This is a genomic window from Vibrio sp. Hep-1b-8, assembly GCF_006124995.1.
Lineage (GTDB): Bacteria > Pseudomonadota > Gammaproteobacteria > Enterobacterales > Vibrionaceae > Vibrio.
The window spans coordinates 83,511-96,397 of the sequence record NZ_QEWN01000086.1; the positions used below are offsets into that span (position 1 = coordinate 83,511).

Sequence of the window (12,887 nt, forward strand, 5' to 3'; positions counted from 1 at the left end):
ATTTGCGCTTTTTTTATATCTATAAATTTCGCGCATAAAAAAACACCGCCATAGAGGCGGTGCTAAAAAATTTGACAGACAGGTCAAAATAAATACAGGAAGTATATGTTTCGTTGTTTTCAACGAAACTGGTAGAAACCTACCTAACTCGAAATACGAGTTTGCAAACACAACATCGCAACAAGAAGTCAATTGATTCAAAAGGGAACCAAGCCGTTCTGACTCCTCATTGCGGGGTGAAATATAGAATTTCTCTGGTCGTCAGGCAATGGACATTTTATAATGTTTCAGATTAAAAAAACTAATCCACTTTTTAGAAGGCTGCTATGTCTAGAAGATTACCTCCCTTAAACTCATTGAAAGTGTTTGAGGCTGCTGCTCGTCACTTGAGCTTTACTCGTGCGGCAGAGGAGTTGTTTGTGACTCAGGCTGCGGTTAGTCACCAAATTAAAGCGCTAGAAGAATTCCTCGGCTTAAAGCTGTTTCGACGTCGAAATCGCTCGTTACTACTAACAGAAGAAGGGCAAAGCTACTTTCTCGATATAAAGGATATTTTTACATCTTTAGCAGAAGCTACTGACAAAGTGCTAGAGCGTAGTGAGAAGGGGGCGTTAACAATCAGTTTGCCACCTAGTTTTGCTATCCAGTGGTTAGTGCCTAGACTGGCCGATTTCAACCAGCAAGAACCGGATATCGATGTGCGTATCAAGGCAGTGGATATGGATGAGGGTTCACTGACTGATGATGTTGATGTTGCTATCTATTATGGGCGAGGTAACTGGCCTGGCTTACGTGCCGATAAACTCTACCAAGAATTCTTGATCCCACTTTGTTCACCATCGTTACTTTTAGGTAACAAACCATTAGAAACTCTAAGTGATCTAAAGCAGCATACCTTGCTGCACGACACATCTCGTAAAGATTGGAAACAGTTTGCGAAACAAAATGGTATTGAAGGGGTAAATGTCAATCACGGACCGATATTCAGTCACTCAACCATGGTGTTACAAGCCGCTGCTCATGGCCAAGGTGTCGCTCTCGGAAACAATGTTCTGGCACAACCCGAGCTGGAAGCGGGTCGTTTAATTGCGCCATTCGATGAAGTATTGCTATCTAAAAATGCGTTTTATGTGGTTTGCCACGAGAAACAAGCGGATATGGGGCGAATTGCGACTTTCCGTGATTGGATGCTAGCGAAAGCACAGAGTGAGCAAGAGGAGTTGCTGGATGACTGATTATTTACGTGATGGCAAGTCATCCGATCCTCTGTTTATTTTCGCCCATGGTGCGGGTGCAGGGATGGATCATGAGTTTATGAACTCGGTTGCTGAAGGACTCGCAGACAAAGGTATTCAGGTTGTACGGTTTAACTTTCCATACATGGTCAAGCGAGCGGAAGATGGTAAGAAGCGTCCGCCAGATAGAGCGCCTAAGCTGCTTGAGGCCTTTCAAAAAGTGATTGGTGAGCTTGCTGGGGATACTCCCGTTGTGATTGGCGGCAAATCGATGGGTGGGCGCATGGCAAGTTTACTCGCAGATGCCCCTTTGGTGGCTGGCGTCGCGTGTTTAGGTTTTCCATTTCATCCTCCTGGTAAGCCGGAAAACTACAAAGGCGAACACTTAGCAACGCTGTCTAAGCCATGCCTTGTTTTGCAAGGAGAACGAGATACGTTTGGTAAACGCGAAGAGTTGAAAGACTTTTGTCTATCACAAAGCGTTCAGACCGTGTTTATCCCAGATGGCGATCATAGCTTTAAGCCGCGAGTACGTTCAGGCCACAGCGAGCAAAGCAATATTGCTTTGGCAGTGGACAATCTCGCTGCTTTTATACTTGAGGTGTACGGTGAAAAGTAAATACCTATTGGCATTCGGTGGCTCATTGATGGGGGTAGGGGTTGGATTAGGCGCTTTTGCGGCCCATAGCCTCAAGTCGATGCTGTCACCTTATCTTATCGGTGTGTTCAACACTGGCGTCCAGTATCAGTTTATTCACGCGTTGGCGATTGTGGTTTGTGGTCTATTACTGCAGGTTAAATTGCAGCCAAAGTCACAAAAATATTTCGCCCTTGCAGCGATTTGCTTTATCATCGGCATCTTTTGTTTTAGCGGCAGCCTCTACGCACTTGCGTTAACCGGTATCAAATGGTTAGGTCCAATTACGCCATTGGGTGGTTTAACCTTTATGCTTGGGTGGGGACTGTTTGTCTATGCAGCACTACAGACTAAAGAGGTGAATCAGTGAAACAGTTAATGCTCTACTGCCGTAGTGGCTTTGAAAAAGAGTGTGCCGGAGAAATCCAAGATAAAGCCACTCAGTTAGAAGTGTTTGGTTTCCCACGCCTCAAGAAAAATACAGGTTATGTGCTGTTTGAATGCTACCAAGATGGTGATGCAGAAAAACTGGTTAAAGAGCTGGATTTTAAAGCGCTGATTTTTGCTCGTCAGATGTTTGCGGTAGCCACTGAAATTGAAGATCTCCCACGAGAAGACCGTATTTCTCCAATGCTCGAAGCGTTGAACGATGTTGATAGTATGCCTCGTTGTGGTGATATCCGCATTGAAACACCGGATACCAATGAAGCCAAAGAATTGCTTAAGTTCTGTCGTAAATTCACTGTCCCAATGCGTCAGGCGTTACGTGGTAAAGGTATTCTTTTTGCAAAAGATAGCCCTAAAAAGCCTGTGTTGCATATCTGTTTTGTTGCCTCTGGGCACTGTTATGTTGGTTACTCTCTACCAGAGAATAACTCTCAATTCTTTATGGGGATCCCGCGTTTAAAATTCCCAGCAGATGCACCGAGTCGTTCTACGCTTAAGCTAGAGGAGGCCTTCCATGTCTTTATCCCTCGTGAAGAATGGGATGAGCGTTTAGCCGCTGGTATGTGGGGTGTTGATTTAGGTGCTTGTCCAGGTGGCTGGACGTATCAGCTCGTTAAACGTTCAATGTTTGTTCACTCGGTTGATAACGGCATGATGGCAGATAGCTTGATGGAGACGGGTCAGGTTAAGCATCACCAAGAAGATGGTTTCAAGTTCGAGCCAGCTCGTAAGAACGTTACTTGGTTAGTCTGTGACATGATTGAAAAGCCATCACGCGTAGCACAATTGATGGGAGAGTGGATCATCAGTGGTTGGGCTAAAGAGGCCATCTTTAACCTCAAACTACCGATGAAAGGCCGTTACGATGAAGTACTACAAGATATTGAAAACTTGAAAGTATTTATGATTGAAAACGGTGTTAAGTTCCGTCTGCAAGCTAAGCATCTGTATCATGATCGTGAAGAGATCACGGTTCATGTGCAATGTTTATCCAACATTTCGCCGCGCTAAAAGAGCCGCAAGTTTTTACTAACTGACAGTGACATGAAAGGGTTGACTTATAGAGTCAACCCTTTAGTTTTTTCGCCACCCACTTTCACTCTGGTGTACTTGGAACAACATCTGCTAGATTCTGTACTTTATAGCCCGGGTTATACCAGACTTGATTGACTTTATCCCACGGGATCGGGTCATCAAGTGATGGTCTTGGGTACATCTTGGGTGGTTGTGGTCTCTTTTTGGGTTTCGTGTCAAACAGAAGGTGTCCAAATTGCTCGATCTGCTCTGGTGTCAGTGGCTCTAGCTCTTTTTCTGGGAGGGGGGGGACTGGCACCGCTTTTGTTGCCGAATATTCACCTACATAGGTGAGTATCCCGCATCCATCAAGCCATAACTTTGCTCGTCCTTCAGGGAGAAAGCCAAACATAAATACGGTTTGATAGCAGTTTTGATTCTCTAATCTAATATGTGGGTAGGGTTTTGTCATGGCTGCTTTAATTTGCGCGGTGACCTTAACGACGGTGGCGTAGCGAAACCCGTTGAGCCCCCAATAGATATAGAGTTCATCGGGTAAGGACTTTATGCCTGAGCCAAGTTGATCAGGGATAAAGTTGACTGGTACACCCAAAGGTATTGCATAACCATCGTAGTCTGGATAGGTATACTCTCGATATTTATCCATGTTGTAGCGTAACGGTGAACCCAAACCACCATATGGTAACATCATGCTGGTCCAGTCCTCTTGGTAGTTGACACCGTAGGCTTCGTTAACCGACGCAGGGTAATTATAAGAGATCGCGGCGCCAATTCGCCAAGGCCTAAACCTAGGGTCATCAGGGTAGTTTGGCTTAGTACGTCCGGCTAAGCCAGCGATTAGAGCGAGTATGGCAATGGTTGTGATCGCGAGATAGCGTTTATTCACCGTCGTACTCCTCGCGTGCATAGCCGTGGTTGATGGCTACTCTGGTGTGCTTGGAACAACATCTGCTAGATTCTGTACTTTATAGCTCGGGTTATACCAGACTTGATTGACTTTATCCCACGGGATTGGGTCATCAAGTGATGGTCTTGGGTACATCTTGGGTGGTTGTGGTCTCTTTTTGGGTTTCGTGTCAAACAGAAGGTGTCCAAATTGCTCGATCTGTTCTGGTGTCAGTGGCTCTAACTCTTTTTCTGGGGCAGGGGGAGGGATTGGCACCGCTTTTGATGCCGAGTATTCTCCAATGTAGGTGATATAAGCGCATCCTTTGAGCCACATTTTCGCTCTCCCGTCTGGAAGTAGGCCAAACATAAAATCAGTTTGGTAGCATGTAGGCCCCTCGGGCTCTTCTGGATATTCGGGATAAGGCTTCACTATAGCCGCTTTAATTTGCGCGGTGACCTTAACGACGGTGGCGTAGCGAAAACCATGGCTCCCCCAATAGAGATAGAGTTCATCGGGTAAGGATTTTATGCCAGTGCCAATTTGTCTTGAAGTGAAGTTGACCGGTACGCCCAAAGGTATTGCATAGCCATCGTAGTCTGGATAGGTATATTCTCGATATTTTTCCATCTTGTATCGAGATTGCAGCAATCCGCCATACGGCAGCATCATACTGGTCCAGTCCTCTTGGTAATTGACACCGTAGGCTTCGTTAACCGACGCAGGGTAATTATAAGAGATTGCGGCGCCAATTCGCCAAGGCCTAAACCTAGGGTCATCAGGGTAGTTTGGCTTAGTACGTCCGACTAAGCCAGTGATTAGAGCGAGTATGGCAATCGTTGTGATTGCGAGATAGCGTTTATTCACCGTCGTACTCCTCGCGTGCATAGCGTTGATTAATGGTGTGAGGTTTATTTGGGGTCACGATACCAAACCAATCATCGATATCGGAGGAGTGATGGATCAGCCCCAGGGCAATAAAGTTATCAAGCATGCTTTGCGATCCTAGTAGTTGTTCTATTTCGTGTACTTTGCCAGCCTTTGCCTGTTCTAGGGCGCTTTGGCACAGTTCGCCAAATGGATACGGGGGTAGAGTTGGTAGGTATGGATAGGCCAACTGACTTTGAACCGGATAGTATAAGTGGGCGTCTTTATTACTTTCTTGGCAATTCCAAACATAAGGGCCTTCTGCTTTGTCATATACAGGCACGTCAGCATATTCTGCCAGTCCATACATCACCCTTAGGTAGAGGCGTGATAAATCGCCTTCGGTACATTTGCGATAAAGCAGATGCGCTATCGCACCGCTGGTGTATTTCCCTTCATAGGTCAATTCTGGATTAGTCAGTAAATAGTCTTGCCATAGCCAACCGTGTTTAAGTTCAATATCTAACGCATGTTCAAGCTCTGTGGTTAGAGCGGCAAATTGTTTTTTTTGCCCGGACAGGGATAAGTCGGTGTTTTGCACGCTTGCTATGCGTTTATTTTCGAGTAGCGGTAATAGATAGTCTGCGTTGGAGAAGGCGACACGTGAGTGATAGCCGCCACCAATATCGGAATGTGCGCCAGGCAAGACGATTTCATCAAAATGAGGGGCGGAATTGAGTCTGTTAAGGCTAAAGTTATAGCGGTATTCGCTGTGTTTGTTGGCCACAAGGTGGACGGCTTTGCGTACTCTGGCAGGATCTAACCATAATCGCACCGGTTCATCATTATCATTGTGTGCCAATCCGTAAGCAGCGACGGTATCAAATAGCCCAGCAAACATTACTTCGCAAGATTGGTTGCTATCCCAATCAAAGTCGGTGACCAGAGTGTAATCGCCAGCTAATTGTTGCAATGTTCGGGTAAACTCTTGCGCGAACACATTTTGCTTGCCCGCCAGAACAGTATTAATGAAGTGCCTTGCCGCCGCCGCACCGCGACTAAAGCCAAACACGTCAAATTCTAGCTTGTTTAAACCGTCGATTTTGATCTTCTCTTCACGTTCAATGGCTATGAGAATCAGATCCAATTGGCTGCACACCTCTTTAATTCCAGTGTGGACTTTATTGATAATGCCATATTTACCCAAACCAAACGCCAATCCCTTGTTATCTTCATCTGCTTTGGCAATATCGGTGCTATTGCCTGTGCCTATCCCAGTAATGTATTGAGCAAAACGGTAGACAGTTTTATCCTCATTGAAGGTGCCACTCTGATAGAGGTCAAAGAGCTTCTGGATATTGGTCAGTTCATTGGCCGCGCTGCTTGTTATGTCGGCCCAATCGAAACATTTTTCAATGAATTGCGTTGGATGAATATCCTGAGTGTTAGCAATATCTTCTGATACCTGATAAGCGGCTTGCCATAGGTAGTAGCGATCCTCTAATCGAGCTTTGCCCCATTTGGCACTGTAGCTGTTGTTGGCTGTCCCATCAAAAAACATCCCTAACCTTAGAGTAATATAGCGACAGCCTTGGATGGTCACGAAGTGACTGGTATCCGTAACCAGTTTGACCACGCCAAGCGCCTCTTTTTGGTGGCGTTTGGGGATGTTTTGCCCTTGCTCTAGCTGCACAAAGTCACCCAAGGTTAGCGTATGATGCGTCCAAGAAGCACCACTGCTTGCGGCTGGGTTCTGTTTAAGCCATTGCTGGACAGGAGAAGTCTCACCGTCAAAGGGCAGTCGACGCTGGGTGTGATATAACCAGGTTGGATTATCGAATTGGAGAGTAACACGTCCAGGAGCCAAGCTTACCAAGCGTATCGGTTCCTCTCCAAGGGTCACTGGGTAAACCGCTCCACTTGCGTCGATCAAATTCCCTTTGATGTTGGGGAATGGTTGGTTATGTTCATCGCGAATATGGATTTCTATCCAATGGGTGTAGCTTTCGCAAGGAATGCAGTGCTCACTGACACCTAAGGCTCCAAAAGTCATTTTAATGCTCCTATAACGTACTCCAGTTGCTCTCGCTCAGTCAGTGATAAGTGCAAAACGTCAACCACATCATTGATGTTGACGATCTCAGCCTTAATTAAGTGAGCCAGTACGTAAATTTGTCTATCGACAGAGGTGGCATACATTGGCGGAAACTGTTGCAAGGCTTTTTCTATAAACTGTTTGGGGTTAGCTAACCTGTTGATTGCTGTTGGTAGCACACGCCATAACGCTCGCTCAATATTGGTGGCGAGTGTGGTGTGGTCTTCTTTTGCTGTCAGGTGCTCACTTTTCACTCTCCACCAAGGGTTTGTTTGCAAAGTAAAAGCCAGGGACGAGTGACTTTCATAGCAGGTATATTTTTCACCTTGCCAATGTAGCCAATGACTTATGTTCCCTAAAAACTGATAACGGTCACCGTCACTCATCACGGCGAGCATGGGCATAATGACGATAGGATCATAAAAGCGGAACAACACCTTTTCTCCCTCTAGATAGGCCCAGAGAAGGCTGCGTAAGTGAGCCATAACGCCATTAAATTCGGTCTTGCTGGCTAAGATGATGCCTTGCGTTAGCTCGTTTTGAAGTGCTGGATTGAGTGTCTCAATCGGGATGAGCCACGGAGACAAGGGCATCAACTCGTTTGAAAATGAATTATCGAAGACCGGTGCGGCACCTTCTAATGCACCGGTGGTTTGAATGGTATGTCTGAAATTGCTGGCCGTAACGAGCCAATAGAGATTTGTCTTTTCATCAAATGTCATCATTAAGCATTCTCCTGTTTTTCGGCAGGACATGCTTTTACCGTGCTGACATTCTCGTTTTCTGCCCGCAGCAGTGCAGGTTGAGTGACGTTGGTCGATGAGGTTTCATCTGTCTTTTCTAATGATGCCGTGTCGTTGCTTCTTAAAGGTAACTGAGCGACTTTCCCCGCAAACCCAGATCCTGTGCTTGCACTGCCTCCCGAGTTTAAATTCACGCTAGGGCCAACCAAGCTAACACCAGACGCGTCTAGTTTTATAAAGCTGCCACCGGCTTTCAAAGTCATTTCAGAGCCCGCTTCGATAACGACCTTCATACCGGCTTTGATGTGGAGTTCATTGCCAATTTCAAATGCATGCAACTGAGCGATTTTTTGGTGCAGATTCCCTTCCACAATCGAGGTGGCATCTTGTTTGACCAAAGTACGGCTTTCGCCCTCCACGGTGAGGTTGTGGTGGTTTTTAATCTGAGTGAAGTGGTCGTTGTCCACCATGGTATGTTGATCGTGTTTAACATGGGTGGTCATGTCATTCAGCACTATCGAGTCAAAATCCTTCTGCGCATGAAGATAGACTTGTTCTTGGTCTGCTTGGTCTTCAAAACTCAGTTCGTTAAAGCCTTGTCCTTGGTGGGTCTCACTGCGCAAGACGGTTTTGGTTTTGTTCTTGGGCAGTACATAAGGCGGTTTATTGACTGCATGATAGGTGCGCCCCGTGATGATGGGCTGATCAGGGTCACCATTGAGAAATGAGACAATCACTTCGTGACCAATGCGAGGCAAAGCGACCATGCCATATTGGCTGCCCGCCCAACCTTGAGAGACTCGCACCCAACATGAACGATGTTCAGGGTTTCTCTCTTCGCGATCCCAGTGGAAATGGACTTTCACGCGACCATGTTCGTCACAGAAGATTTCCTCTCCCTCTGGGCCGACGACGGTGGCGATCATTGGGCCGTCAACGGTTGGTTTGGTCTCTGGCTGCGCTTGCCAATTGAGATGAGCGGGGATGGCTTGCCATTGGTTGGCGTAGGTCGTCTTGCCTTGCGTGCCCTCTTCCTCGAGTGCTTGAGCCTGTTCGCCTTGGTGATTGACTTGAACCAGCAGCCAAGCGCGATTAAAGGATGTGTTGAGGTGGTCACTCAAGGTAAATTTATACCCTGAGCGGAGCAACAATTCGTTGCTTTTGCCTTTGGCTAACTGGGCGTTACGGCGCAGATAACTCAAGCGAGTGCGGGTGAAGGCGATGCCATTTGGGTCACCTTTATAGCGGCCTGGCGCATCAAAGTGCACGTAAGTGGGTTGTTGGTAATCCATCTCCGTGCCGTGAGCCAATTGGCTAAAGGAATAAGCCGGGTTTTTAAAGCTGTAGTCTTTGAGTTCTACCTCACTGACGTGGGCCTCGGATTGATAAGAAAAATCTTGGATATAGGGCACATCGCTGACACCACCCGCTAACCCGTTGTACGGAATAGGCTGAGGTAAGGAGGGCAGCAGCACACTGGCATCACTGAACAGCAAGGTGTGTTTTCCGGCTTCATGAATAAAGCTGTAGACCATGCCTTCTTCCGCGGCGAGGCGGTGGAGAAAGTCGAGGTCACTTTCACGGTATTGGACACAAAACTCACGTTGAGCCGGCTCGCGTTGCAGTGAAAAGGCATAGTCATGAATGCCCATCTCCTGCAATAGGGTCTCGATGATGTCGGGCGTAGTCTTATGTTGGAAAATCCGGCTGTTGTGGCGCAGCGAGAGACGTTCCAGCGCAGGTACCAGCGTCAAGGCATAGCGAGTATGGTGATGACCAATGTTGCCCTGCGTGAACGCGCGCGCTATCCCATGTACGCGCTGCACCAACACTTGGTTGCGGTACATACGCAGCTCGACCTGCCGATCCACCACTTGGTCTGCGGTTAAGTCATGCCGACGGCTGGCTAAGGTGATTTGATAACAAAAACCGTAACAAGGTCGATGATGAAACACGCTGGCAGACAAGGACTCTTGCCCATCGAACTGAGTCACAACCAAGGCATCATCGCCGAGTCCTTCTATATTGATGGTATACGCTAAAGTGGCCATTTTTTCTCCTCGGGGAAAAGGGAGAAAGCCATAACGTTAACGTACAGTACCACTCATGGCGGTTAAAGATTAAGGCTTCCTAGATACCCAACATAGTGAGGGGGATGTGTGAGTACTTGCCCTCGATCGCTTGTCATTTGAATCACACTGATTTTTCATCTTTATGCTGTTGGTTGAGTATCAGGATTGTTTCAATATCAAACAATTTGATCTTGGTTCTATTGCTTGATGAGCAGATAATGGCCATTTAGTATCGAGTGGTTAACGTAGAAGTTGGTTAACTTACCTTGTTCGGTTGATTAAGGTGCTAATTTTTTACTCTTTAGCACCAGTAAAACGAATATCTTGCAAGTTAAACCCAAGCTCTATATCCGTTTTCAGAGCGGCTATTTGTTTGCATCGGCGCGCTGACTCTATATGTTCATCGAGTTTTTTTCTGTACTTAGCGGGGAGCGCTTCACTGGCGTAAGCTTGCTCGATATCTTCAAATTGATTCAGAATCTCTTTTGCGGCTTTAGGACCAATGCCTGGTACACCCGTTACCTGACTTGAGCTAATCCCAGTCAATCCCCAGTAATCCGCCAATTGCTTAGATTTAACGCCAAACTCATTCTCGATAAATGGTTCATCTAACCAACGATGTTGGAAGTAGTCACGGATTTGCAGAGTCGGTGAGAGTAACTGACAGTAGCCCTTATCTGTCGATACAATAGTGACTTTCTCATTGTGGTTGGCGACTTTCATGGCGAGTGTCGCTACCAGATCGTCAGCTTCATCACCTTCAGAAAGTAACGAATCGATTCCAATCTTCCACCATGCATCTTGGATCGACTCTAACCCTTTTAGTAAAGGCTCTGGCATTGGCTTCCGATTTTGTTTGTATTCTGGAAGTATTTCCGCTCGCCATCCTCGCTCTTGCAAGTGGTGGTCAAACACTGCGATGATATGCGTCGGCTTGGACTCAGACAATATCCTATGCAGGGTACGAGATGTGGTTGATATCGTTCTTGCTATATCGTTGGGATCAGGTTGGGCTGAATGGACTCGGCGGATCAGGTTTAGCGCGTCGATAATAACAAGATGAATAGACATACAAATCAAAAAAATAAGGGCACAGGGCCCTTATTGTATCGGATGAAGCTAAGAATGCCAGTCACTAACTACTGGTCTTAATCTGATAGCAAGGTTCGTATGCGGTGCCCCCTGGCAGTTTCATACGGTCTTGCTCAACGAAGTCTCTAAGCAACTTATCCATTTTTTTCATCAGAGTTGCATCGCCGTCCAATATAAATGGACCATGTCGTTCAATCTCTCGGATCCCTTCTGCTTTTACGTTACCAGCCACGATTCCAGAGAAGGCTTGACGCAAGGCTGCGGCGAGATTTTCTGGGCGTTGATTGAGGTGCAGATCAAGGCTCGACATATTGTCATGCGTTGGGTCAAACGGTAACTGAAACTCTGGCTCAATTTTTAGTGACCAGTTGAAGCTGTAGGCGTCACCGGTGTCTTTACGGTGTTGACGGACTTCTGCCATGCTCTGTTTCATGATTTGAGCGACTTTGGCTGGGTCGTCGACAACAATTTGGTAATGCTTCTGAGCATCTGGACCGAGCGTATCCCCAATGAAGCGGTCAATGGAGTTAAAGTATTCTGCACTCTCTTTAGGCCCTGTTAGTACGATACGTAGAGGTTGTTCTGCGTTTTCTGGGTGCATCATGATACCCAAAATGTATAGCAACTCTTCTGCGGTCCCCGCACCTCCAGGGTAGATAACAATACCATGCGCCATTCGCACAAACGCTTCTAAACGTTTTTCGATATCAGGCATGATAACCAGTTCATTCACGATCGGGTTTGGCGGCTCTGCGGCAATGATCGATGGTTCAGTGAGGCCAAGATAGCGTTGTTCATAGTAACGTTGTTTGGCGTGTCCAATTGCCGCGCCTTTCATCGGCCCTTCCATTGCGCCGGGGCCACAACCTGTACAGATATTCAACTCACGTAGACCCAGTTCGTTACCGACTTCACGTGTGTATTGGTACTCTGTTGCATTAATCGAGTGGCCACCCCAGCAGACAACAAGGTTAGGTTCGATACCCGGAGTGAGTGCCCCCGCATTGCGCAAGATACCAAAAACAAGGTTAGTGATATGACTAGCGTTGGTTAAGTTGAGACGCTGATTGTCCGCAAGGTGCATGTTAACGTAGACGATATCACGCAGAACCGAGAACAGATGTTCTTGGATACCTTTGATGATTTCTCCATCAACGAACGCATGTTCTGGAGCGTTACTTAGCTCTAGTTTGATACCACGCTCTCGGCGCACCACGTTTACATCAAATGATTTGTACTTATCCAGCAGCTCTTTTGAGTTGTCAGTATGACTACCTGAGTTGAGTACCGCTAGAGTACAGTTACGGTAGAGTTGGTAAAGATCACTCGAAGCAGTTTTCTTAAGGCGCTCAACTTCAAGTTGAGAGAGTAAGTCCATACTGCCAGCTGGACTGATATGCGTGATCATAGTGACCTCCTTGAACAGTACTCTAGTCGAGTACATTATCGTTGTTATTCTTGTCCTTATGAGTTGCCAACAAGTAGTTATTGTTCAGCAACGGTCTTTTAAGCTTAGCAGGTTTTTGATGATATATACCCAATCAACTTGAAAATGCAGGCTTGAGTACCTGAAAATTATCATTGATTCGAGACGTCAGTGAACCTGCGATCTCTGGAAGAGTCACAGTAAAAAATTGATCGATGGCTTCCTTGAAGTCTCGTTTATTTTTGAAGTAAACGTTATTCCTCGACTGCTCGTTCATTACCTTCCAAAGCCGCTCAATTGGGTTGAGGTTTGGACTGTAAGGTGGAAGATAATGTAGTTCGATATTTAGTAC

Annotated in this window: 12 protein-coding genes; 4 read left to right on the forward strand and 8 right to left on the reverse strand. The window is 46.5% G+C overall.

Features of this window, described 5'->3' with window-relative positions:
- The first annotated feature begins 326 nt into the window (after positions 1–326).
- The 4 genes from DA100_RS08885 to rlmM are packed head-to-tail and all read left to right on the forward strand — an operon-like array spanning position 327 to position 3,330.
- The gene (locus DA100_RS08885) at positions 327–1,235 is read left to right on the forward strand and encodes a transcriptional regulator GcvA (RefSeq protein WP_138971806.1); all 909 of its coding nucleotides are present in this window, start codon (positions 327–329) and stop codon (positions 1,233–1,235) included.
- Entirely contained in the window at positions 1,228–1,854 is a 627-nt protein-coding gene (locus DA100_RS08890; protein WP_138971807.1) for an alpha/beta fold hydrolase, read from the forward strand. The genes DA100_RS08885 and DA100_RS08890 overlap by 8 nt, the downstream gene beginning before the upstream one ends.
- Positions 1,844–2,242, forward strand: coding sequence for a DUF423 domain-containing protein (locus DA100_RS08895; protein ID WP_138971808.1), 399 nt, complete (start codon positions 1,844–1,846; stop codon positions 2,240–2,242). Before DA100_RS08890 ends, DA100_RS08895 begins: the two co-directional genes overlap by 11 nt.
- Entirely contained in the window at positions 2,239–3,330 is a 1,092-nt protein-coding gene (gene rlmM, locus DA100_RS08900) for a 23S rRNA (cytidine(2498)-2'-O)-methyltransferase RlmM (RefSeq protein WP_138971809.1), read from the forward strand. The genes DA100_RS08895 and rlmM overlap by 4 nt, the downstream gene beginning before the upstream one ends.
- 85 nt (positions 3,331–3,415) lie before the next feature.
- On the opposite strand, the gene DA100_RS08905 is transcribed toward rlmM, so the two are convergent.
- From DA100_RS08905 to DA100_RS08940, 8 genes are all read right to left on the reverse strand, one after another.
- A complete protein-coding gene (locus DA100_RS08905) occupies positions 3,416–4,240 on the reverse strand; it encodes a DUF2931 family protein (RefSeq protein WP_171052185.1) in 825 nt (274 codons plus the stop codon).
- 36 nt (positions 4,241–4,276) lie between these two features.
- Positions 4,277–5,107: a DUF2931 family protein gene (locus DA100_RS08910; protein ID WP_171052186.1), complete on the reverse strand. Its 831-nt coding sequence runs from the start codon at positions 5,105–5,107 to the stop codon at positions 4,277–4,279.
- Positions 5,100–7,160, reverse strand: a complete 2,061-nt coding sequence (locus tag DA100_RS08915; protein ID WP_138971812.1) for a DUF2235 domain-containing protein — start codon at positions 7,158–7,160, stop codon at positions 5,100–5,102. The genes DA100_RS08910 and DA100_RS08915 overlap by 8 nt, the downstream gene beginning before the upstream one ends.
- Positions 7,157–7,927, reverse strand: a complete 771-nt coding sequence (locus tag DA100_RS08920; RefSeq protein ID WP_171052187.1) for a DUF4123 domain-containing protein — start codon at positions 7,925–7,927, stop codon at positions 7,157–7,159. Before DA100_RS08920 ends, DA100_RS08915 begins: the two co-directional genes overlap by 4 nt.
- The gene (gene tssI / locus DA100_RS08925; RefSeq protein WP_138971814.1) at positions 7,927–9,996 is read right to left on the reverse strand and encodes a type VI secretion system tip protein TssI/VgrG; all 2,070 of its coding nucleotides are present in this window, start codon (positions 9,994–9,996) and stop codon (positions 7,927–7,929) included. The genes DA100_RS08920 and tssI overlap by 1 nt, the downstream gene beginning before the upstream one ends.
- 315 nt (positions 9,997–10,311) lie before the next feature.
- Positions 10,312–11,088 (reverse strand): flap endonuclease Xni, encoded by a 777-nt coding sequence (gene xni / locus DA100_RS08930; RefSeq protein WP_138971815.1) that lies wholly within the window; start codon positions 11,086–11,088, stop codon positions 10,312–10,314.
- A 64-nt stretch (positions 11,089–11,152) separates the two neighbouring features.
- Positions 11,153–12,517, reverse strand: coding sequence for a nucleotide 5'-monophosphate nucleosidase PpnN (gene ppnN / locus DA100_RS08935; RefSeq protein ID WP_138971816.1), 1,365 nt, complete (start codon positions 12,515–12,517; stop codon positions 11,153–11,155).
- A 133-nt stretch (positions 12,518–12,650) separates the two neighbouring features.
- The coding region (locus DA100_RS08940; protein ID WP_171052188.1) for a transposase at positions 12,651–12,887 on the reverse strand (237 nt) is incomplete at its 5' end.

Bases quoted from the DNA above. Each gene is read 5' to 3' on its own strand.
- DA100_RS08885 (WP_138971806.1), top strand. From the start codon at position 327: ATGTCTAGAAGATTACCTCCCTTAAACTCATTGAAAGTGTTTGAGGCT.
- DA100_RS08890 (WP_138971807.1), top strand. From the start codon at position 1,228: ATGACTGATTATTTACGTGATGGCAAGTCATCCGATCCTCTGTTTATT.
- DA100_RS08915 (WP_138971812.1), bottom strand. From the start codon at position 7,160: ATGACTTTTGGAGCCTTAGGTGTCAGTGAGCACTGCATTCCTTGCGAA.
- DA100_RS08920 (WP_171052187.1), bottom strand. From the start codon at position 7,927: ATGATGACATTTGATGAAAAGACAAATCTCTATTGGCTCGTTACGGCC.
- tssI (WP_138971814.1), bottom strand. From the start codon at position 9,996: ATGGCCACTTTAGCGTATACCATCAATATAGAAGGACTCGGCGATGAT.
- xni (WP_138971815.1), bottom strand. From the start codon at position 11,088: ATGTCTATTCATCTTGTTATTATCGACGCGCTAAACCTGATCCGCCGA.
- ppnN (WP_138971816.1), bottom strand. From the start codon at position 12,517: ATGATCACGCATATCAGTCCAGCTGGCAGTATGGACTTACTCTCTCAA.